The organism is Streptomyces sp. NPDC001714 (genome assembly GCF_042892755.1).
Lineage (GTDB): Bacteria > Actinomycetota > Actinomycetes > Streptomycetales > Streptomycetaceae > Streptomyces.
On the sequence record NZ_JBIAUL010000019.1, the window covers coordinates 149766 to 170511 of the forward strand.

Genomic DNA, 20746 nt, shown 5'->3' on the forward strand with positions numbered 1-20746 from the left:
CCGGGGGCGGGGGGGGGCGCCCCCCGCCCCCCCCCCCCCCCCGCGCCGCGCGCCCCCCCCCCCCCCCCCCCCCCCCCCGCCCGACGCCGGGTGGGCCTCACCCTTCACCCCTCACCTCTCTCCCGACCGAGTCGGGTGGTGGATGGGCAAGGGTCTTACTGGAGGTGCCACTTCTGGTTGGAGGCCCCGGTGCAGGACCAGATCTGCGCCCGCGCCCCGTTCGCCGACGAGTTGTCCGTGACGTCCAGGCACTTGTTCGCCGCCGTGTTCACCACGTCGCCCGTGGACGAGTTGTACGACCACTGCTGCGCCCCGGTTCCGTTGCAGTCGTACAACTGCACCTTCGCGCCGTCCGCCGTCGACGCCGACGTCACGTCGAGGCACTTGCCGAGCGCCCGGATCGACCCGTCGGACTGCACGGTCCACTGCTGCGCGGTGGTGCCGTTGCAGTCGTAGAGCTGGACGGCCGTGCCGTTGGCGGTCGAACCGCCCGCCACGTCCAGGCACTTGTTCGCGAGCCCCACGAAGGCCCCGGTCTGGCTGCCGCCGCCCGACTGGGTGCCGGACCAGGTGAAGGTCGCCGAGGTCTTGCCGGGGAGCGAGTAGGTGGCGTGCTGCGAACCCCAGTTGATGGTCACGGTCTGCGCGCTCGACGAGTCGTTGTAGGCGATCAGCGCCTTCGAGCCGTCCGGGTTGCGCCAGGCCACGTTCGGCACGGCGGTGGACGAGGTGGAGGCGATCCGCTGCGCGCCGGGCCGGACGAACTTGGTCAGGTGGCCCATGTCGTAGTACTCGACGGTGTAGTCGACCGTCCCGCTCGCGCCGTCCCCGTTGTGCACGGTGACCAGGCCGGTGCAGGTGCCGCAGCCGCCGTTGTGCGGGCCCATGTTCTGGTCCACGGCCAGCGACCACTTCGTCACCGACTTCGCCCAGTTGCGGGTGTAGTCGATGATGTTGGACATGTCCTCCTTCTGCTGGTTGGCGACCCAGGTGCCACCGGAGTGCTCGGTGCCGAAGGCGTCCAGCGTCGGGTACTGGTTGTGCACGGTGGTCTGCTCGGAGACGTCACCGCCGTAGCCGTGCCAGGCGATCCCGCCGAAGTTGGGGTGGTTGCGGATCGTCGCGTCGTTGACGAGGGCGGCCGCGTAGGAGTCGTAGACGTCCCAGTTCCAGTCGTGCGCGAGGACCTTGGTGGACAGGCCGGCCGACTGGAGCTGCGGCAGCAGGTCGTTCTTGAGGAAGTACTGCAGCCCGGAGGCGTTCCAGCTCATCGACGGGTAGCCGGAACAGCAGGTGGGCTCGTTCTGCGGGGTCACGTAGGAGACCTTGACGCCCTGTGCCTGGTACGCCTGTATGTACTTCACGAAGTACGCCGCGTAGGCGGCGTAGTCCTCCGACTTGAGCCAGCCCCCGTTGAGCGAACCGCTGTCCTTCATCCAGGCCGGCGCCGTCCATGGCGAGGCCATGACAGTCAGAGAGGGGTTCAGCTGGAGCGCCTGCTTGGTGAGCGGGACGACGTCCGCGAGGTCGTGCGAGAGGGAGAAGCTGTTGAGGTTCGGGTCGGTCTGCCCGGCGGGTACGTCGTCGTACGTGTACCCGTACCGTGCCAGGTCCGAGGCGCCCATCGGATTGCGCAGGAACGAAAGTCCGATGCCGTCCGTGGGGGAGAACAGCTTCTTCATGGTGGCGTCCCGGGTGGCCTGGGACAGCGCCCCGCTGCTGTTCATCAGCCAGGCCGCGGTGTCCGTGAAGGACGCGCCGCCGCCGGTGAAGGTCTGGTAGCGGGTGTTCTCGTCGACGGTGATGTTCGTGCCGCCGCCCCCGGTCCCCGAGGAGAAGGCGAACGGCGTCTGTGCCTGGAGTCCGCGGGTGACGTGGCGTCCGGCGGAGTCGTCCGTGGTGGTGAGGTACGCGGTGACCTGCTCACCGGCCGCGTGCGCCGGCGGCACGACGGCGCTGAAGCCGGCCGCGGTGAGCAGCCCGGCCAGCAACAGGCGCAGAGTGTGGGGGGTTCTTCTCATGGGCACATCGCCCTTCCTGACGGGACGTCTTGACGGGGGTGCGAGCCGTTAGTTAACTCACGACGTGATCTAAGCCATGAGTGAACTGTGAGAGCCCCGAGTGAACCAGAGAGTCGAGGGAAGGTCCATGCCAAGAGCCGCCCTGCTCGTCTCCACCGCACTGCTCGCAGCCCTGATCCCCCTGTCCGCCGCCAGCGCCGCCGACGACCCGGCCCCCACCCCCGTCGACCGTTTCGAGGGCGAGGTCCCCTTCGCCTCCCAGCCCGCCGAGGGCATCTTCACCTGGGGAGGCGACAGCGACGACCCGCCCGCCCTCCGGTTCGCCGACCGCGCCGACGCCCCCGAGGGCGCCAAGGTCCTCGCCGGGACCTACGACATCAGCGGCTACGGCGGCTTCACCCACGACTTCGCCGCCACCGAGCCCGCCCACGACTGGTCCGCGCACAAGGGCATCCGTTTCTGGTGGGACGGCCAGGACAACGGCAAGAAGATCGCCTTCGAGATCAAGGACGGCGGCGCCAACGGCGAGGCCTCCGAGCTGTGGACGACGTCCTTCACCGACGACTTCACCGGCTGGAAGCAGATCGAGATCCCGTTCACCGACTTCGTCTACCGGACCGACTACCAGCCGGTCGGCGGCATCGACCACGTCCTCGGCCTGACCCAGATGTGGGGCTACGCGGTCACCCTCCCCGTCGGGGTCAAGGGTCAGTTCGCCATGGACGACGTGGAGCTGTACGGCAAGGCCGACCAGGCACTGCGCGCGTCGGTCACCACCGACGCGGCCGTCTACCCGGTGAAGGAGGGCTCCACGGCGACCGTGAAGGTCACCGTCGCCACCACCGGCTCCGCCCCGATCGACGACCCGGTCACCGTCGTGTACGAGACGACGGGCGGGACCGCCGAGGCCGGCAAGGACTACCAGGCGGTCTCCGGCACCCTCACCTTCCCGGCGGGCACGGCCTCCGGGGCCACGCAGACCATCAAGGTGCCGACGCTGAAGGACCGTTCGGCCGAGTCGGCCGAGACCGTCCCGCTGAAGCTCACGGTCACCGGCGCCAAGGCCCCCGCGGAGACCCCGCAGGTCGTCATCGACGCGCACGGACTGCCCTACCTGGACAGCAAGTTGCCCGTGAAGAAGCGGGTCGCCGATCTGCTCTCCCGGATGTCCCTGGAGGAGAAGGCCGGCCAGATGACCCAGGCCGAGCGCGGTGCGGTGGGGACCGGTGGTGACGTCGCCGCGTACGACCTCGGCTCGCTGCTCTCCGGCGGCGGCTCGACCCCCACGCCCAACACGGCCGCGGCCTGGGCGCAGATGATCGACGCCTTCCAGCTCCGGGCGCAGGCGACCCGGTTCCAGATCCCGCTGATCTACGGCGCCGACGCCGTCCACGGCCACAACAACCTGGCCGGCGCCACGATCTTCCCGCACAACATCGGCATCGGCGCGACCCGCGATCCCGGTCTCGCCGAGAAGGCCGGTGCGGTGGCCGCCTCCGAGGTCCGTGCCACCGGCGTCTCCTGGGACTTCGCCCCCTGCCTGTGCGTCACCCGTGACGAACGCTGGGGCCGCTCCTACGAGTCCTTCGGCGAGGACCCGGCGCTGGTGAAGTCCATGGAGACCGTCATCCAGGGTCTGCAAGGGCGCGCCGACGGACGGGACCTGAAGGACGACGACAAGGTACTGGCCACCGCCAAGCACTTCGTCGGCGACGGCGGCACCGCCTACGGCTCGTCCACGACCGGCACGTACACCATCGACCAGGGCGTCACCACCGTCACCCGGCAGCAGCTGGAGGCCATCCACCTGGCGCCGTACCAGACCGCCGTCGACCGGGGCGTCGGCACGGTCATGCCGTCGTACTCCTCGCTGGACATCATCGGCGACGGCCAGGGCCCGGTGAAGATGCACGCCCGCGCCGATATGATCAACGGGGTGCTCAAGGGCCGGATGGGCTTCCAGGGCTTCGTGATCAGCGACTGGAACGCCATCGACCAGCTTCCCGGCGACTATGCGTCCCACGTCAGCACGGCCGTCAACGCGGGCGTCGACATGATGATGGTGCCGTACGGCTACAAGGACTTCACGTCGACACTGATCGCCCAGGTGAAGGCGGGCACCGTCACCGAGCAGCGTATCGACGACGCGGTCTCCCGCATCCTCACCCAGAAGTTCAAGCTGGGCCTCTTCGAGCACCCCTACGCCGACACGTCCGGCGCCTCGAAGATCGGCTCCACCGGACACCGGGCCGTCGCCCGGCAGGCGGCCGCCGAGTCGCAGGTGCTGCTGAAGAACTCCGACGGCGTCCTGCCCCTGAAGCAGTCGGAGAAGGTCTACGTCGCCGGGTCCAACGCCGACGACCTCGGCAACCAGACCGGCGGCTGGACCATCACCTGGCAGGGCCAGTCCGGCACCCACACCACCGGCACCACCATCCTCCAGGGCATGAAGAACGCCGGCGGAGACGTCACCTACTCCCAGGACGCCTCGGCGCCGACGAGCGGTTACGACGTGGGCGTGGTCGTCGTCGGCGAGACCCCCTACGCCGAGGGCGTCGGTGACGTCGGCAACGGCAACGATCTCGTGTTGTCCGCCGCCGACCAGGCCGCCGTGGACAAGGTGTGCGCGGCGATGAAGTGCGCGGTGCTGGTCGTCTCCGGGCGCCCGCAGCTGATCGGCGACCGGCTCGGCGAGATCGACGCCCTGGTGGCGTCCTGGCTGCCGGGCACGGAGGGCGACGGCGTGGCCGACGTGCTCTACGGCAAGAAGGCCTTCACCGGTCAGCTCCCGGTCACCTGGCCGAAGTCCGAGGCGCAGCTGCCGATCAACGTGGGCGACGCGTCGTACGACCCGCAGTACCCCTACGGCTGGGGTCTGACCACGCTGACCAAGGCCCCCAAGGGCGGCGAGGCCACCCTGAAGGCGCTCGGCGCGGCGGCGAGGGCCGCCGAACGGGCCGGCTCCGACTCGGCAGGCCGGAAGCTGGTCGGCAAGGCCCGTCTGCTGGTCCAGGCGAAGATCGGGCAGTCCGTCACCGCGGCCGTCTCGAAGCCCTTCGCCGACGCGGACCACCTGCTGCTGACCGGCAGGTACGCGGCGGCGGTGGAGAAGCTGACGGAGGCCTACCGGGCGGCGTAGAAGCACAGCGCCCCTGGGGAGGCTTCGGGGTAGGTTCGAAGCATGAACGCGGTGCGACGGACCACCCGAAGCCTCCCGGGGCTGCTGTTCCTGGCGCTCGCGCTGGCGCTGGTCGCCCTGACCGCCTCCGCCCCGCGGGCCGGCGCGGCGACCGGCGTCTCGGCGATCGCCGACGCCCTGCGCAAGAACCCGGTGTACGTCGACCCCGCGGCCGCCGCCCAGCTCTCCACGGCCGACGCCGACGCGCTGACCCGGCAGATCAAGGACGCGGACAAACCCCTGTTCATCGCGGTCCTGCCCGCCGGTTACCCCACCGGGAACCTCTTCACGAACCTGCGCACCGCCACCGGCATCACCGGCCTCTACGCGATCCGCCTCGGCGACCGCTTCGACGCCCGCGCCGACTCCTCGGTCCTGCCGCGGACGGCCGTGCAGAACCTGGTCACCAGCGTCCAGGGCGAGAGCGCCAGGACCCAGCTGACCGACTTCACCGACCGCGCCCTGACCAACATGGGCGGCAAGGCCCCCTCGTCCTGGGGCGGCGGCACGAGCGGCTCGGGAGTCTCCAGTACGGCGCTGATCGCGCTCGGCGCCGTGGTGGTGGCCGGCGGGGCGGGCGCGTACGCCCTGGTCCGCCGCAACCGGCGACGGCACGAGGAGGAGCAGCGGGCCGCCCTGGACCGGCTCCGGGTGGTCGTGGACGAGGACATCACCGCGTTCGGCGAGGAACTGGACCGCCTCGACTTCCACCCGGCCGAGCCGCGCGCCGACGACGCGATGCGCGCGGACTACGAGCGCGCGCTGAACGCCTACGACCAGGCGAAGTCCGCGATGGCCGACGCCCGCAGACCCGAGGACGTCCGCGCGGTCACCCAGGCGCTGGAGGACGGCCGTTTCTCGCTCGCCCAGCTGGCCGCGCGCCGCGAGGGCCGCCCGCTCCCGGAGCGCCGCCCGCCCTGCTTCTTCGACCCCCGGCACGGCCCCTCGGTCACCGACGCGACCTGGACGCCGGCCGGCGGCGCGCCCCGCGAGGTCCCGGTCTGCGCGGCCGACGCCGCCCGCCTGGCCGACGGCCGCGATCCCGCGGTCCGCGAGGTCGACACCGACCACGGCCGCCGCCCCTACTGGGACGCGGGCCCGGCCTACGGCCCCTGGGCGGGCGGCTACTTCGGCGGCGGCATCCTCCCCGGCCTCCTCCTCGGCACCGCCCTGGGCGGCTGGATGTCCGCCCCTGCCTACGCGGCCGACTACGGCACCGGATACGGCGACTTCGGCGGCTTCGACACCGCCGGCTACCAGGGCGGCGACGTCTCGGGGGCGGACTTCGACCCCGGGGACTTCGGTGACTTCGGCGGGGGAGGCGGCGACTTCGGCGGCGGGGGCGGGGACAGCGGCGACTTCGGCGGCGGCTTCTGACCTAGTCCGCCTGCCCCAGCCGCTCCATCACGGCGGCGGCGAGCAACAGCACCCCGCGCTCGGTCTCGCTCAACGTCCCGAGGGCCTCCGCCAGCCAGGCGTCCCGCTGCGCCATGTCGTCCTCCAGCGCCCGCCGCCCGTCCTCGGTGATGCTCAGCACGGACTGCCGCCGGTCCGACGGGTCCGGCGCCCGCCCGACCAGCCCCTCCGCCTGCAACTCCGCGAAGACCCGGGTCAGCGACTGCGGCCGCTGCCGCTCGGCGGCCGCGACCTCGCCGGGCGTGGACGGCCCGTGCCGGTACAGATGGCCGAGCACCGACAGCTGATTGGGACTGAGGCTCCCGTCCCCCCGCTCCTGCCGCAGCCGACGGTTGAACCGCAGGACGGCACGACGGATACGGGCGGCTTCGGTGAGCTGGTCCATGACAGAGGATCGTACGCGAATACTTACTACTGACTGTCGGTCTGGCCCGGTACTCTCGGCTCGTGACCGTCAAACTCATACGCAACGCGTACGAAGCCGGGCTGACGATGACGGCCGTGCTGCTCTCCTGGGGAGCCGCGCTGGTACTGGAGGGGACGGCGGGGCTGCACACCGACGTGCTGGTCCTCGCGGTCGCCCTCACCCTGACCCTCGCCTCGACCCAGCGCACCGCCGACACCCGCCGACGGCTGTTCTCCCTGGTGCTGCTGCCCGCGACGGCCGCCGTCTCGATCTTCGTGGGCCGCCTGCTCGCCTCCCACTACGCGGCGGGCGCGGCCGTCTACACGGCCGGGATGGCGCTGGCCATCTGGATCCGCCGCTACGGCCCGGCCGCCACCAAGGCCGGCACGCTGATCGCCCTCCCGCTGGTCGCCCTGCTGGTGGTCCCCGGCCCCGCGCTGCCGCCCGAGGCACAGAGCGGGCTGGTGACCTGGGGCTGGTCGGCGCTGATCGGGGCGACGGCGTGCGGCTCGGTCTGGCTGGTGCAGTCCCTGGGCGACCGTTTCGGCCCCTGGCGCCCGGACCCGACCCCCGACCCGCCCGCACGCCGTTCCCGCCTCAACCCGCGCCCCAGCACCCGCATGGCACTCCAGATGGCGGCCGGGATCGCCACCGCCTTCGCCCTCGGCCACCTGCTCTTCGACGACCACTGGCCCTGGGTCGTGCTGACGGCCTACGTCGCCGCGAGCGGCAACCGTGGCCGGACCGACGTACTGCGCAAGGGAATCGAGCGGCTGGCCGGCGCCTGCGCGGGCACGCTCCTGGCGGCGGGCGTGGCGGCCGTCGGCGCCACCGGCCACACCGCGGTGGCCCTCATGTTCGCGACCCTCGCCGTCGCTCTCTGGCTGCGCCCCCTCAGCTACGCCTACTGGGCGGCCGGTATGACCTGCGCCCTCTCCCTCCTCCTCGGCTACTTCGGCCAGGACGCCGCGTCCCTGCTGCCGACCCGCCTGGCGGGCATCGCGGTGGGCGCGGTCCTGTCGGTGGTGTCGGCGTGGTGGCTGCTGCCGGTACCGAAACGCCGCGAGCCCGCCGCGACACGGCCGGCGTTGACCTAGTGGTGCCAGGCCTGGCCGCCCGTGTTGTGGATGAAGCGCTGCAGCACCTTGAGGGTGATGAGGTACTCCTCGTCAGGGATGCCCGCGTGCCGTTCATCCCGCAGCTCGTCCTGGACGGCCGCGGCCCTCTCGTAGAACGCCCTGCCGTCGGCCGTGAGGCTCAGGCGGCCCTCGGCGTCCTCGGTGATCCATCCCCGGGAGATGGTCGTATCGATCTCGGACTCCATGATCTCCGGTCCGGAGCCCAGGTAGTTCCGCAGGAGACGGGACACCTCGTCGCGGGTCTTGACCCGGTCGGCACTTGCGACCTGAGCGAGGACCCACCACTGCGGCTGGGTGGTGCCGATCCCGGAGAGGGAGGCGCGGATGCGGTCGACGACGGACTTGTAGGCGGCCCAGCTCCAGTAGCCGATGGGCTGCTGGATCAGTTCGGCGTCGGTGTGCGAGTACTCCATGCCGGTCCCTCCCTCTTGACCTGTCTGTTTCGAGGTGACCGACCGTAGAGACTCAACCTCGCTTGAGGTCAAGGACCTTCAGCGGGACCCCGCTGTCTCCCGATCCGGACGCGAGGTGGCATAACGCAGCCCGGCGGCATGCCACCAGGCGGGCGGGGAAGGCCCGTTGACGACGGACGACGGTTGATCCGGGTGCAGACCGAGCCGCCACAGGGCACGGGCGTCCACCGACAGACTGATCCACCCACGCCAGTGCCCGTCGCCCTCCCGCCGGCACCCGAGGTCCCACCGGAGCTCCTCATCAGCGAACGGCATCCAGTCGATGCCGCGTTCACGCAGTCAACCGCAGAGGGCGGCGAAGGGACGCGGACGCCCCGGCACGTTCTCGTACGAGGTGATGCGGACCCAGTCGGTCTGCTCAGTCGCGGGCGACGCGGTCAAGGAACTCACTCCAGATGGAGGGGGAGACGGTGAGTATGGGGCCGTCGGGCGTCTTCGAGTCACGGACGTGGACCTTCGCGGACATGGCGGCGACCTCCACGCAGTTGCCGCCTTCGCTGCTGCTGTAGCTGGACTTGCGCCAGTCGTGCGCAACTTCGACGCAGTCTCCGCCCTGGCTGCCGCTATAGCTGGACTTGAACCATGTCAGTGCTGCGGTCTTCATGACTCTCCAAGCAGTCCATTCAAGAGACGCACGCTCTCGTCGGGAGAGAGGGCCTGTGACCGCAGCATTCCATACTGGAGGTGGTAATCGCTGACCTCGTCGGCGTCGGCTACCAGGAAGCTGGCGCGCTGCACCTCCAGATAGACCAGACGCTCGAACTCCGGCGTCTCCAATAGCACCATGGGGCCATCGAGGCAGGCATGCGGTGTCCGCTCCTCAGGCATGATCTGAAAGCTCATGTGGACCGGCTCGGTGTACTCCAGGATCTTTCGGATCTGCTCCCGCATCACCTCCGGGCCGCCGACCTCTCGCCGTAGCACACTCTCCTCCAGCACGAAATGGCCCACGGGCGGCCGGTCCCGCTGCCAGATCAACTGGCGCTCCATACGGGCGTTCACCCACTGCTCGGCGGTTTCACTGCCGATCGCCGGATACCGATAGCCGAACACCGCGCGGCAGTAGTCCCTGGTCTGAAGAAGCCCGGGAACCACTTGACTCTGGTACGAGAGAACACTGACCGCCTCCTGCTCGTGGTCGACCAGCCCCTGCGCGAACTGCACGATCCGCTCCCGTACCGGCATCTTCGCCACCAGCACGGCCAACGCCCCGCCGGTCCCCAGCAGTTCGTCGAACTGCTCCGCCCGGTCCGGCTGAAGGGCGAGCCGCCCCTGCTCGACAGAGCCCACCGTGTCGACGTGCAGGTTGGCGAGTTCGGCGAACTGCTCCTGCGTCAGACGCGCCTGTTTCCGGTAATGGGCGACGAGTGCTCCGACCGCCTGCCACGAACCGACCTTCTTCGGCTTCCTCGCCACCTGCATGCGTGTCCCTTTCCCCCGCGCGCGCCCGAACCGCTCGTAGTGGACTCGTAGAAGTCAGAACTACGACCTCACTCACTGATTCATGGTAGTCACTCACAGTGACACTCGCCTCATGAACCCGGAACCCCAAACCCCCCACACCCGCGAGGCGTTCTACCGCCGGGACCGCAGATCCGTCGGCGTGGCACGCGACTTCACGCGCACGGCCCTGACCTACTGGCAGGTCGGCCCGCGCGCCGACGACGTACTGCTCTGCGTGAGCGAACTGACCACCAACGCGGTGCTCCACGGCGTACCCCCGGGCCGCGGCTTCCGCCTCCGGCTGGCCCTGCACCCCGACGGATTCCTCCGCACCGAGGTCCACGACAGCGGCCCGGGTGAACTCCGCTACGGAGACATGTCACCGGAGTCGGAACACGGCCGGGGTCTGCTGCTGGTCAGCCTGCTCGCGGACAAGTGGGGGGTGGGGGAGCGGGAGCCGGGGAAGGTGGTGTGGTGTGAATTCGGAGTGCTGGGGTGATCTGCAACTCGGCGACTCGACGGGCTGCCGCAGCCTAAGGTGCCGGCGACATAAAACCGGTCTCCGGGCGCTTCGAAGAGTTCGAGCGCCCGCTTGAAGGCGTTCACGGCCTCCTCGTGGCGGACCAGAGCCAGAAGCGCGGACCCGAGGTCGAGCCATGCCGTTGCCTCTGTATGGCCGTCCTTCAGGGGCTGGTGCACCGCCCACCACGTCGCCCGGAACGCCGACTTCGTGATCGCCGCGGCCGCCGACCCGCCCACCCTCCGGCAGTACGGCCGCGACCGCGGCTGGCACCGGCTGCGGCTGCTCAGCTGTGGTGACAGCACGTTCAAGTACGACCTGGAGAGCGAGGACGAGGACGGCGCGCAGGACTCCACGGTCTCCGTCTTCACCCGCGACGGCGACGGCACGGTCCGGCTCACCTACTCCGCCCATCCGCGCATGGCCGACGACATCCAGGAGCGCGGCATCGACCTGCTGACACCCGTCTGGCACCTGCTCGATCCGACCCCACAGGGGCGGGGGGACTGGTACCCGGCCATCGACTACCAGTAGGCCCCGGATGCCCGGGCCCGGGCCGGGCAGCCCGCGAACCCGGCCCGCGCCTGTTTGGGCAAGCGCGGTGTCCGTAGGACGTTTCAGCCGTCTCGGCCCTGCCAAGTGGTGATGCAGGCTTCGTTCCCCTCCAGGTCGGCCAGCACCCAGAAGGCCGGGGCACGGGTCGCGGACACGAGCCGGCCGCCGGCCGCCAGCGCGGTCTCGAGCCGCCGGGACGCCTCGTCATGCGGAACACAGATGTCGAAGTGGATGCGGTTGCGCTGTGGGCGTGCCCGGTCCATCCGCTGGAACCAGATGGCCGGGCCCTGCCCGACCGGGTCGACGAGCGGATCCTCCGGTCCCTCGGCACCCGCCTCGCCCGTATAGCCCAGCACTGCCTTCCAGAACGGCCGGATCCCGGCGATGTTCAGTGCATCGATCGCGATCTCCACAAGCTGGACGGACCGGGGTGCCCCCGTTCCGATGTCGGGCTGCGTCAGCAGCCCGGACCTCTCAGCGGCGGCAGAGATCCGACGCGCGAGTTCGACATCCCTGGTGGTGACCGTTGCGCGGTCCGACGTCTGCAAGGTGAGGACGACCCGATCGGGGCGGACATCGACCCGAAGGTGCCGGTCGGCGTCGTCACCACAGACCGCGACAGCGTCCGCCGCCAGGCCGACCGCCTGAGCCAGCGACGCGACAGGGACCGACGTTCGAAAAGTACCCAGCAAGAAGCGCCACCCGTAGTCCTGGACCGCCTCGGACGCTTCCTGCCGATTCAATTTCTGCTCCATGGCCGCATCCTTGCAATCCCACTGCCGGTCCCGCCTGCGGCACTTCTGAGAAAGGCTCGGGGGCCCGGCACCCCCGGACATGGCCGAGCGCCGCCCTCGGGGAGTGGAGGGCGGCGCTCAGCGGGCGTGATCGGGGCCGGCGGTCCGGCGCCGCGGGCTCACGCGTTCTTGATCGCCGAGATGTCGAAGTTCAGCTTGATCTTGTCGGACACGAGGACGCCGCCGGTCTCCAGCGCCGCGTTCCAGGTGACGCCCCAGTCGGAGCGCTTGATCTCGGCCTTGCCCTCGAAGCCGACGCGCTCGTTGCCGAACGGGTCCTTGGCGGCGCCGTTGAACTCCAGGTCGATGGTGACCGGCCGGGTGACACCGAGGATCGTGAGGTCGCCGGTGATGCGGTAGTCCTCGCCGCCGAGGGCCTCCGCCTCGGTGGAGCGGAAGGTCATCGTCGGGAACTCGTCGATCTTGAAGAAGTCGGCCGACTTCAGGTGACCGTCGCGGTCGGGGCTGCCGGTGGTGATGCTGTCCATCTTGATGTCGAGCGAGGCCGTGGACTTGGACGGGTCCGCGCCGTCCAGGTGCAGGGTGCCCTCGAACTCCTGGAAGCTGCCCTTGACGTTGGTGACCATCGCGTGGCGAGCCACGAAGCCGAGCGTGGAGTGCGCCGGGTCGATCGTGTAGTCGCCGGTCAGCGCGGCCGTGTCGGCGGTGGCGCCGGCTGCGGTGGTCTGGTCGTTCTTACGGCCGAAGATACCCATGAGGTGCTCCTTGAGGGGACGGGTCGCGACTCCGAAGCGGGATGTGCGGAAGACGCGGTCTTGATGTTTAACGTTCAACGAACTCAACGAGAGACACCGTAGACCTATTCCGTTCAACCTTCAACATCATCCGCCCGCGTGTCGTGTCGTTACTCAACGTAGTGGTGTGTCGCCCGACAGGGCGGCGGGACCCGCTGGGGGGAGCGGCTAGGCTCTGTGTGGGTGAACCGCCGTCCGGAGGCGTCTGTTACTCCGCGGGTGGTATGGACCGCCGGTGAATGTGAGGCGCGTCTCAGCCCTGCCATTGTGGCACCCCTACAACGGCGAAGCCCTCTGAGCAGTCGGAACGGCTGCATGCGGTTCTGGTTCTGTTCGGTGGTTCCAGGAAAACGCGTCGGAGACTGTACGGAGTCGACGTCTCGCATTCCTTGGTGTCCTTCGTAAGGTCACTACATGACCGTTTTGGAAGAGACCACGGGCGAGCCCACCGGTGAACCGACGGACGCGCGCGGGCGGGTCGCCGAGCTGCACGAGATCCGTGCGGCGGCCGTGGCGGGCCCCAGCGAGAAGGCGACCGAGGCGCAGCGCGCCAAGGGCAAGCTGACGGCCCGGGAGCGCATCGAGCTGCTCCTGGACCCGGGTTCCTTCCAGGAGGTCGAGCAGCTGCGCCGGCACCGCGCGGTCGGCTTCGGCCTGGAGGCCAAGAAGCCGTACACCGACGGTGTCATCACCGGCTGGGGCACGGTCGAGGGCCGTACCGTCTTCGTCTACGCGCATGACTTCCGGATCTTCGGCGGCGCCCTGGGCGAGGCCCATGCCACCAAGATCCACAAGATCATGGACATGGCCATCGCGGCCGGCGCCCCGCTGGTCTCGCTCAACGACGGCGCCGGCGCCCGTATCCAGGAGGGTGTCTCCGCCCTCGCCGGCTACGGCGGCATCTTCCAGCGCAACACCAGGGCGAGCGGTGTCATCCCGCAGATCAGCGTGATGCTCGGCCCGTGCGCCGGTGGCGCGGCCTACTCGCCCGCCCTCACCGACTTCGTCTTCATGGTCCGCGAGACCTCGCAGATGTTCATCACGGGGCCGGACGTCGTCAAGGCGGTCACCGGCGAGGAGATCACCCAGAACGGCCTCGGCGGCGCCGACGTCCACGCGGAGACCTCCGGCGTCTGCCACTTCGCGTACGACGACGAGGAGACCTGCATCGCGGAGGTCCGCTACCTCCTCTCGCTCCTCCCGCAGAACAACCGCGAGAACCCGCCGCGCGTCGAGTCCACGGACCCCGTCGACCGCCGCAGCGACGCCCTCCTCGACCTGGTCCCGGCCGACGGCAACCGGCCGTACGACATGACCAAGGTCATCGAGGAGATCGTCGACGACGGCGAGTACCTGGAGGTCCACGAGCGCTGGGCGCGGAACATCATCTGCGCGCTGGCCCGGATCGACGGCCAGGTGGTCGGCATCATCGCCAACCAGCCGCAGGTCCTCGCGGGCGTCCTGGACATCGAGGCGAGTGAAAAAGCTGCGCGCTTTGTCCAGATGTGTGACGCTTTCAATGTTCCGATCGTCACCTTCCTGGACGTACCGGGCTTCCTCCCCGGTGTCGACCAGGAGCACGGCGGGATCATCCGCCACGGCGCGAAGCTCCTCTACGCCTACTGCAACGCGACCGTGCCCCGGATCTCCCTGATCCTGCGCAAGGCGTACGGAGGTGCCTACATCGTCATGGACTCCCAGTCGATCGGTGCCGACCTGACCTACGCCTGGCCGACGAACGAGATCGCGGTCATGGGCGCCGAGGGTGCGGCCAACGTGATCTTCCGCCGGCAGATCGCCTCCGCCGAGGACCCCGAGGCCATGCGGCAGAAGATGGTCAAGGAGTACAAGGCCGAGCTCATGCACCCCTACTACGCGGCCGAGCGCGGCCTGGTCGACGACGTCATCGACCCGGCCGAGACCCGCGAGGTGCTCGCCAAGTCGCTGGCGATGCTGCACACCAAGCACGCCGACCTGCCGTCCCGTAAGCACGGCAACCCCCCGCAGTAATCCTGCGGAAACCTCTCTCACGGAGACTGACACCCATGAACGTGCCTGACATCCGCGTCGAGAAGGGCAACGCCGACCCGGAGGAAGTCGCCGCCATAACGGCGGTCCTCCTGGCCCGCGCGGCCGCCCGGCCGACCGACGACACCGAGCAGACCCACCGCGGCCGCGCCAAGGCGGGCTGGCGCCGCCTGGAACGCGAGAACGGCTTCCGCGCCCCGCACAGCTGGCACTGAGCCCCGCAGCACGGAACCCGAGCACGACGACCGTCGGCCCCGCCACCCTTCTGGGCGGCGGGGCCGACGGCATGCGCGGCCGTCAGGCCCCGGGCGTCAGCAGTTGCCGCCGCCGTTGTCGCAGGCAATCTGGGCGACCGCCTGCACCAGGGCCTGCTCCGCCTGCTCCAGCCACCACGGTGTCTCGTTCTGCAGGTCCACCGCCTGGCCGAACGCCTCGTCCATCCAGTTGGGCTCCAGCCCGTCGTCACTGGCGCTGCAGTCCGAGACCCGTTCGTTGTCGCTCTGGGCAGCGCTGCTGAGCGCCTGGGCGAACGCGCTCGTCGAGTCGTAGAACGACTGCTCCATCTTGCTGAAGGCGTCGTCCACGCGCTGGTCGGTGGGGGCGGGCGCGGGGCTCACGCCCTGATTCTGCAGCTCCGTCGCCCACCGCTGGGCGTTGTTGCTGATCCAGTTCTTCATGAACTCCTTGAACGCCTCCTCGCTCGTGGTCGCCAGCCAGCACTGTTCCGCTGTGTAGCCGCCGATCTGCGCACCCCCGGAAGTCCCGGACCCCCCGGGGCAGTTGACCGAACCCGTGCCGCCGAGACCGACGGTGCCGGTGCCCGGGTCCACGACGGTGCCGGTGCCGGTGCCCGGCTGGCAGACGACGGCGTCGGCGACGGAGCTGATCTCCGCGTGGGCGGCGCGGTGGCCGGCGAGCTCGGGCAGGGCGCCGGAAGCCCTGAGGCCGAAGCCGGTGCCGACGATCGCCGTGGCGGTGAGGAGGGCGGCGGTGACGCGCAGGGAGGGGCGCCTGGACAGGAAGGACGGGCGCCGGGACAGGAAGTCGAACACGGTTTCTCCTTGGGGTGTCAGTACCAGTGGTGCGTCTGCCAGAAGGCCCAGGCGGCGCAGGCGCTGCCGTAGCGGGCGGTGACGTAGGAGCGCATCCAGCGGAGCTGGGTGGTGGGATCCGTGCGCCAGTCACCGCCGTAGCGGGCCATCTTCGAACCGGGCACGGCCTGTGCGAGGCCGTAGGCGCCGGACGTGGGATTGGCGGCGGTGGTACGCCAGCCGGACTCGCGGGTGATGATCTCGGCGGCGCAGCCGTACTGGCCGCCGAAGACGGCGGCCGCGGCGCGGCGGGCGGAGCCGCCCGTGGGCGCCGCGGCGGAGGCCGGTCTCGCGGTGGTGCGGGCGCCCGGCGTGCCGGCGGGGGCGTGGACGCGGACGTACGCGTCGACGGCGGCCGCGGCCGGCAGGGGCGCGTACCGGACCCGGGTGCCGGTGTGCGCGGCCTCGATGACCCGGCCGTCGCCCGCGTACAGCTGGACATGGCCGAAGGACGAGGTGAAGACCAGGTCACCGGGCCGGAGCCGGGTGCGACTCGTGCGGGAGCCGGTGCGGGCCTGGGCGGCGGCCGTGCGCGGCAGCCGGACACCGGCCTCCGCCCAGGCGGCCTGGACCAGCCCCGAGCAGTCGTAACCGCCGTTCCCGGTACCGCCCCAGCGGTACGGGACGCCGAGCCGGCCGCGGGCGAACGCCACTGCGAGGCTGCCTGCCGGGGCCGGGTTGGTGTGCGGCTTCGGGCGGTGGCTGCTGTCGGCCCCCGCCGCGGGGATCGTCAGGCGGTCGCCGGCCCGGATCAGGGTGGAGGTGCCCAGATGGTTGGCCCGCTGCAGGGCGGCGACCGTGGTGCCGTACCGGTGGGCCATGCCCCAGAGAGTGTCTCCGGGGCGCAACAGGACGGTGCGGGCGGTGCGTCGGGTGGGGGAGTGCCGTTGCGCGGGAGGACGCGGTGCAGGTTGGGCGGCGACATGGGCGGCGGTCGGCGCGTGCGTGACGCGTGCGCTTCGCGCGGCGGTGCCGTACGCGGTGGTGGAGGCGCCGGTCAGGGCGAGGACGAGGGCCAGCAGGACGGCGAGGACGGGGACACGGGTCGGACGGGCGGTGGTCATGGCGGGGCTCCCGGAGGGCGGGGGAACGGGGCGACGACTCCACTTGACGGCCCGCCGAATTGACGCACCAGCAGTTTTTGTTGACCGATTGGCGGCGAACGGGGCCCGGCTCGGCTGCCCGTGTTCGGAGTCAACCGGTCATCAAACAGAGCTGGTTGAGCGGCGAGCTCATGCGTGGACTGGAGGCCGGACACCGCAACGAAGAGAGGTCCCCATGCAGAGCTCGCATCTGCCGCCCGCGTTCCGCAGGGCCGTCAGGTACGGCGCCGGAGCCCTTGCGGCGGTACTGACCGGAGCGGCGCTCTACGCGCTGCCGGAACCCGCAGGCGCCCCGCACGCGGCCCGGATCGCCGACACGGCCGCCTCGGCGATCCCGTCCGCCGGCTTGCCGAGCCCGTCCACCGGTCCGGCGAGCCCGTCCGCCGGTTCCGCCCCCGGCTCAGGCTCCGGCACGGTTTCGGCGGCCTGCGGCGCATCATCGGCGCCGACGGCGGGAACGCCCTCGGCCAGCCCTCTGACCAACCCTCCGACCAGCCCGGACATCGACCCGGCCACACCCTCCGACGCCGCCTCCACCACGCCCCCCGCCCCTGCCCCCGCCTCCGCGACCCCCTCAGTCCCGCCGTCCGCCACGCCCTCGGCCGCCCCCTCCTTCCGCGGCATCTACGCCTTCAGCGGCGGCAACACCTCCGACCTCGCCACCGACCCGGACGTGGCCGGGCGGTCGTTGGTCTACTACTGGGCCCAACTGGAGCCGCAGCAGGGTCAGTACTGCTGGAACCTCATCGACCAGGACATGAAGCCCTGGGTGGCCGCCGGCAAGAAGGTCGTCCTGCGGGTCTCCGCGGCCGGCTGGGCGAAGTGGGACACCGCCGCGGACTCCGCGCACGGCACGCCGGCCTGGGTCTACGCCCAGGGCGTGAAGTCGGTGACCGAGCAGGACGGCGCGGTCATGCCGGAGTACTGGAACCAGACCTTCGAGAGCGACCTGGACACGTTTCTGGCCGCATTCGCCGCCCGCTACGACGGCAACGCCACCGTCTCCGCCGTGGACATCTCCATCGGCGTCGGCGGGGAGAGCAAGGCGGACAGCGAGAAGAACCCGGACCTGCTCCCGCTGTGGCAGTCCATCGGCTACACCGACGAACTGTGGTGGGCCTACGCCCAGCACACCATCACCACCTACACGAGCGTCTTCCACCGCACCCCGCTGGCGCTGATGCCGGACAAGACGTTCATCGGGGGCACCGACGGATACGACGAGAGCAGGATCGTCGACTACGCGGTGGCCAAGGGCATCTGGCTCCAGGACAACGGCGTCGTCCCGGGCCGCACCCTGTCCGCGCCGTGGGGCCGGACCCCCGTCATCGCCGAGATGCGCGGCGCCACCGGCGACACCGGCGACAACCTGGCCGACGACCTGCGGGCCGCCGTGGCCGAACACCCCGTCCTCATCCTCGTGTTCACCAGCGACATCACCGACGCCAACCGCGCCGTCCTGCACCAGGTCGCCGCGACCGCCGGTACCGGCGGCTGACCGCTCGTCATGGCCGGATCACGACGGCTACGACACCGGTCGAGCACTAATATGACCGGGCGGTGGTACCCGTGGGGCTGAGGGGCGAAGCGATGGGCAGACGGGAAGCTCCGGTTCCGGACGGTCCCCTGAAGGACTTCGCCGAGGGACTGCGGGAGCTGCGGTCGCAGGCGCCCGGCTCGCCCACCTACCGGGAACTCGCCGCCCGCGCCCGTTACTCGTCCTCCGCCCTGTCGGACGCCGCGTCCGGTCGCAGGCTGCCCTCGTGGGAGGTCACCGCGGCGTTCGTGACCGCCTGCGGCGGTGACGTGCGGCGCTGGCAGGAGCGCTGGCGGGAACTTGATGTGCGGCTGCGCCGCCACGACCCGGCGCTCCTGACGGACACCGCAGCTACGGACACCGCAGCGACGGACGCCGGGACGAGGGACACTGCAGCGACGGACGCCGGGACGAGGGACACCGGCACGGCGGACCCCGAGGAAGCCCGACCGGAGGACTCGGCACCACTCCCCGTGTCTGATCCGCCCATGGTCCCCCTCTCCCCCTCCGACCCCGTGACGGCCGGTCCGTACCGGCTGCTGGGGCGGCTGGGGGCCGGTTCGACGGGGGTGGTGTACCTGGGGGTGTCCCGGGCCGGGCGGCCGGTCGCCGTGAAGGTGGTGCGGGCGGACCTGGCCGAGGACCCGCACTTCCGGGAGCGGTTCGCCGCGGAGGTGGCGGCGGCCCGCCGGGTGTCGGGACCGTACACCGCTGCCGTGCTGGAGGCCGACACCGCGGCCGAACGGCCCTGGCTGGCCACCGAGTACCTGCCCGGCCCGACCGTGGCGGAGGCCGTGGAGTCCGCGGGCCCCCTGCCCGCCGCGGTCGTGCTGGGCCTGGCCGCAGGCATCGCCGAGGCCCTGGCCGCCATCCACGGCGCAGGCGTACTGCACCGCGACCTGACACCCGGCAACGTCGTCCTGGACGACGACGGCCCCAAGGTCGTCGACTTCGGGGTGGCCCGTGCCGCGGACGCCGCCCGGCTGACCCGGACCGGGGTCCGTGTGGGCACGGTGCCGTTCATGGCGCCCGAGCAGGCCGACGGGCGGGAGGTCACCGCGGCCTCGGACGTCTTCGCCCTCGGCTGTGTGCTCGCCTACGCGGCCACCGGGGTCCCGCCGTTCGGCGACGGCACCAGCGGTGAGGTGCTGTACCGCATCGCGCACGCCGATCCCGACCCCGCCGCCCTCGACTGCGGGGACGACCGGCTGCGGCAGCTCGTCGGGCGCTGCCTGGACAAGGATCCCGGACGCCGCCCGACGCCCGAGGAGATCGTCGCGCTGTGCGGGGCGGACCGTCCGGACGAGCTGGCCTGGCTGCCCACGGCCGCCGCCTCCCGGCTGGCCGCCCGGCGCAAGGAGGTCGACGACACCCTCGCCAGGGCCGCCACCCGCCGTACCGTGGTCCGCGTCCGGCTCACCGCCGTACCGCTCGTCCTGGCCACGGGCATCGCCGTCGCCGTGGCCCTGACCGTCGGCCGCTCCGGGACGTCCAAACTCACCCTCACCCCACCGGACACCGGCGCTCCCACCGCTTCGGCCTCGGCCTCGGTGACGACCGCCGTGAGCCCGTCCGGCACCCCGTCATCCGGCTCCCGGCACGCGGCCGCTCCCGGCCGCTCGCCCTCCGGGGCCGCCCCGTCGGGGCAGGGCGCCGCCGCTACCCGGACACAGTCGCCCTCCCCGAGCGCCGCCGGCGGCGGCGCCGGCCAGACCCCGAAGGTCACCTGGACCGGCTACGCGGGCACCGACTGCGCCTCCGCCGACGCGGCGAGAACCAGCTTCAACGCCAAGGACGGAACATGGAAGGAGACCACGGGCGGTGCCTATCTCGACGGCTGCGGCGCCGCCCGGTACATCAACCTCTACGACGACCACGACGACGGCTGGAACGCCAACGCCGACTGGGTCTTCACCCCCGGCACCAAGGTCGACGCGTGCAGCTTCCGCATCCACGTGGCGACGGGCACCTGGGCCACCGCGGCCCACTACAAGGTCTACGACGTGGACAGCACCGTCGAGGGCCAGGCCGACTACAAGTACGCCTTCACCGTCGACCAGCACTCCTACGACGCGGGCGGCTGGTACACCACCCGCGCCTTCCCCTTCCACACCGGCACCATCGACCTGACCCTGACCAACACGGGCCCCACAGGAGGCCGCGGAGTGGTCGCCGACATGGTGACGGCGAGCTGTTCCTGAAAAACCAAGGGCCCCTTCCCAGAAGGGGCCCCGAAAGCGCCCCGTAAGGGGCGCTGGGAACTGCGCGATCAACCACGATCCACCCG

At 71.0% G+C, this 20746-nt stretch carries 18 protein-coding genes; 9 read left to right on the top strand and 9 right to left on the bottom strand.

Annotated features, from left to right (window positions below):
• Positions 1 to 155: 155 nt before the first annotated feature.
• The gene (locus tag ACFY0P_RS39430; RefSeq protein WP_388924802.1) at positions 156 to 2021 is read right to left on the bottom strand and encodes a lectin; all 1866 of its coding nucleotides are present in this window, start codon (positions 2019 to 2021) and stop codon (positions 156 to 158) included.
• A 127-nt stretch (positions 2022 to 2148) separates the two neighbouring features.
• On the opposite strand from ACFY0P_RS39430, the gene ACFY0P_RS39435 reads away from it, so the two are divergent.
• A complete protein-coding gene (locus tag ACFY0P_RS39435) occupies positions 2149 to 5160 on the top strand; it encodes a glycoside hydrolase family 3 N-terminal domain-containing protein (RefSeq protein WP_388924805.1) in 3012 nt (1003 codons plus the stop codon).
• A 42-nt stretch (positions 5161 to 5202) separates the two neighbouring features.
• Positions 5203 to 6576, top strand: a complete 1374-nt coding sequence (locus ACFY0P_RS39440; protein ID WP_388924808.1) for a hypothetical protein — start codon at positions 5203 to 5205, stop codon at positions 6574 to 6576.
• A 1-nt stretch (position 6577) separates the two neighbouring features.
• Here ACFY0P_RS39440 and ACFY0P_RS39445 read toward each other — a convergent pair whose 3' ends face one another.
• Entirely contained in the window at positions 6578 to 7000 is a 423-nt protein-coding gene (locus ACFY0P_RS39445; RefSeq protein ID WP_388924811.1) for a MarR family winged helix-turn-helix transcriptional regulator, read from the bottom strand.
• Positions 7001 to 7062: 62 nt separating this feature from the next.
• On the opposite strand from ACFY0P_RS39445, the gene ACFY0P_RS39450 reads away from it, so the two are divergent.
• On the top strand, positions 7063 to 8118 hold the full coding sequence (locus ACFY0P_RS39450; protein ID WP_388924814.1) for an FUSC family protein: 1056 nt from the start codon (positions 7063 to 7065) through the stop codon (positions 8116 to 8118).
• Here ACFY0P_RS39450 and ACFY0P_RS39455 read toward each other — a convergent pair.
• From ACFY0P_RS39455 to ACFY0P_RS39465, 3 genes are all read right to left on the bottom strand, one after another.
• Positions 8115 to 8573, bottom strand: coding sequence for a MarR family winged helix-turn-helix transcriptional regulator (locus tag ACFY0P_RS39455; protein WP_388924817.1), 459 nt, complete (start codon positions 8571 to 8573; stop codon positions 8115 to 8117). The two genes, ACFY0P_RS39450 and ACFY0P_RS39455, sit on opposite strands and share 4 nt — an antisense overlap.
• 418 nt (positions 8574 to 8991) lie before the next feature.
• Positions 8992 to 9237, bottom strand: coding sequence for a DUF397 domain-containing protein (locus tag ACFY0P_RS39460; protein WP_388924820.1), 246 nt, complete (start codon positions 9235 to 9237; stop codon positions 8992 to 8994).
• Positions 9234 to 10055 carry a helix-turn-helix domain-containing protein gene (locus tag ACFY0P_RS39465; RefSeq protein WP_388924823.1) on the bottom strand — a complete coding sequence of 274 codons (822 nt, stop codon included), beginning with the start codon at positions 10053 to 10055 and terminating at the stop codon, positions 9234 to 9236. Before ACFY0P_RS39465 ends, ACFY0P_RS39460 begins: the two co-directional genes overlap by 4 nt.
• A gap of 112 nt (positions 10056 to 10167) precedes the next feature.
• Between ACFY0P_RS39465 and ACFY0P_RS39470 the strand changes: the two genes are divergently transcribed.
• Together ACFY0P_RS39470 and ACFY0P_RS39475 are read left to right on the top strand one after the other, a co-directional pair.
• Positions 10168 to 10575: an ATP-binding protein gene (locus ACFY0P_RS39470; protein WP_388924826.1), complete on the top strand. Its 408-nt coding sequence runs from the start codon at positions 10168 to 10170 to the stop codon at positions 10573 to 10575.
• 93 nt (positions 10576 to 10668) lie between these two features.
• Positions 10669 to 11130, top strand: coding sequence for a DUF899 family protein (locus tag ACFY0P_RS39475; RefSeq protein ID WP_388924829.1), 462 nt, complete (start codon positions 10669 to 10671; stop codon positions 11128 to 11130).
• Positions 11131 to 11213: 83 nt separating this feature from the next.
• Here ACFY0P_RS39475 and ACFY0P_RS39480 read toward each other — a convergent pair whose 3' ends face one another.
• Both ACFY0P_RS39480 and ACFY0P_RS39485 read right to left on the bottom strand, forming a co-directional pair.
• The gene (locus ACFY0P_RS39480) at positions 11214 to 11906 is read right to left on the bottom strand and encodes a VOC family protein (protein ID WP_388924832.1); all 693 of its coding nucleotides are present in this window, start codon (positions 11904 to 11906) and stop codon (positions 11214 to 11216) included.
• 158 nt (positions 11907 to 12064) lie between these two features.
• Positions 12065 to 12661, bottom strand: a complete 597-nt coding sequence (locus ACFY0P_RS39485) for a YceI family protein (protein ID WP_388924835.1) — start codon at positions 12659 to 12661, stop codon at positions 12065 to 12067.
• 453 nt (positions 12662 to 13114) lie between these two features.
• On the opposite strand from ACFY0P_RS39485, the gene ACFY0P_RS39490 reads away from it, so the two are divergent.
• Positions 13115 to 14710, top strand: coding sequence for an acyl-CoA carboxylase subunit beta (locus ACFY0P_RS39490; RefSeq protein ID WP_351497722.1), 1596 nt, complete (start codon positions 13115 to 13117; stop codon positions 14708 to 14710).
• Positions 14711 to 14745: 35 nt separating this feature from the next.
• On the top strand, positions 14746 to 14943 hold the full coding sequence (locus ACFY0P_RS39495; RefSeq protein WP_388924838.1) for an acyl-CoA carboxylase subunit epsilon: 198 nt from the start codon (positions 14746 to 14748) through the stop codon (positions 14941 to 14943).
• A gap of 96 nt (positions 14944 to 15039) precedes the next feature.
• Here ACFY0P_RS39495 and ACFY0P_RS39500 read toward each other — a convergent pair whose 3' ends face one another.
• Positions 15040 to 15780, bottom strand: a complete 741-nt coding sequence (locus ACFY0P_RS39500) for a hypothetical protein (RefSeq protein ID WP_388924841.1) — start codon at positions 15778 to 15780, stop codon at positions 15040 to 15042.
• Positions 15781 to 15797: 17 nt separating this feature from the next.
• Positions 15798 to 16883: an NlpC/P60 family protein gene (locus tag ACFY0P_RS39505; protein ID WP_388924843.1), complete on the bottom strand. Its 1086-nt coding sequence runs from the start codon at positions 16881 to 16883 to the stop codon at positions 15798 to 15800.
• Positions 16884 to 17097: 214 nt separating this feature from the next.
• Here ACFY0P_RS39505 and ACFY0P_RS39510 point away from each other — a divergent pair, with 214 nt between their 5' ends.
• Both ACFY0P_RS39510 and ACFY0P_RS39515 read left to right on the top strand, forming a co-directional pair.
• Positions 17098 to 18420, top strand: a complete 1323-nt coding sequence (locus tag ACFY0P_RS39510) for a hypothetical protein (RefSeq protein ID WP_388924846.1) — start codon at positions 17098 to 17100, stop codon at positions 18418 to 18420.
• Positions 18421 to 18512: 92 nt separating this feature from the next.
• Positions 18513 to 20660, top strand: a complete 2148-nt coding sequence (locus ACFY0P_RS39515) for a serine/threonine-protein kinase (protein WP_388924849.1) — start codon at positions 18513 to 18515, stop codon at positions 20658 to 20660.
• The last annotated feature ends 86 nt before the right edge of the window (positions 20661 to 20746 follow it).

Coding starts and splice junctions, on each gene's coding strand:
- ACFY0P_RS39460 (WP_388924820.1), bottom strand. CDS start 9,237: ATGAAGACCGCAGCACTGACATGGTTCAAGTCCAGCTATAGCGGCAGC.
- ACFY0P_RS39465 (WP_388924823.1), bottom strand. CDS start 10,055: ATGCAGGTGGCGAGGAAGCCGAAGAAGGTCGGTTCGTGGCAGGCGGTC.
- ACFY0P_RS39455 (WP_388924817.1), bottom strand. CDS start 8,573: ATGGAGTACTCGCACACCGACGCCGAACTGATCCAGCAGCCCATCGGC.
- ACFY0P_RS39515 (WP_388924849.1), top strand. CDS start 18,513: ATGGGCAGACGGGAAGCTCCGGTTCCGGACGGTCCCCTGAAGGACTTC.
- ACFY0P_RS39445 (WP_388924811.1), bottom strand. CDS start 7,000: ATGGACCAGCTCACCGAAGCCGCCCGTATCCGTCGTGCCGTCCTGCGG.
- ACFY0P_RS39480 (WP_388924832.1), bottom strand. CDS start 11,906: ATGGAGCAGAAATTGAATCGGCAGGAAGCGTCCGAGGCGGTCCAGGAC.
- ACFY0P_RS39430 (WP_388924802.1), bottom strand. CDS start 2,021: ATGAGAAGAACCCCCCACACTCTGCGCCTGTTGCTGGCCGGGCTGCTC.
- ACFY0P_RS39440 (WP_388924808.1), top strand. CDS start 5,203: ATGAACGCGGTGCGACGGACCACCCGAAGCCTCCCGGGGCTGCTGTTC.
- ACFY0P_RS39470 (WP_388924826.1), top strand. CDS start 10,168: ATGAACCCGGAACCCCAAACCCCCCACACCCGCGAGGCGTTCTACCGC.
- ACFY0P_RS39490 (WP_351497722.1), top strand. CDS start 13,115: ATGACCGTTTTGGAAGAGACCACGGGCGAGCCCACCGGTGAACCGACG.
- ACFY0P_RS39485 (WP_388924835.1), bottom strand. CDS start 12,661: ATGGGTATCTTCGGCCGTAAGAACGACCAGACCACCGCAGCCGGCGCC.
- ACFY0P_RS39435 (WP_388924805.1), top strand. CDS start 2,149: ATGCCAAGAGCCGCCCTGCTCGTCTCCACCGCACTGCTCGCAGCCCTG.
- ACFY0P_RS39495 (WP_388924838.1), top strand. CDS start 14,746: ATGAACGTGCCTGACATCCGCGTCGAGAAGGGCAACGCCGACCCGGAG.
- ACFY0P_RS39510 (WP_388924846.1), top strand. CDS start 17,098: ATGCAGAGCTCGCATCTGCCGCCCGCGTTCCGCAGGGCCGTCAGGTAC.
- ACFY0P_RS39505 (WP_388924843.1), bottom strand. CDS start 16,883: ATGACCACCGCCCGTCCGACCCGTGTCCCCGTCCTCGCCGTCCTGCTG.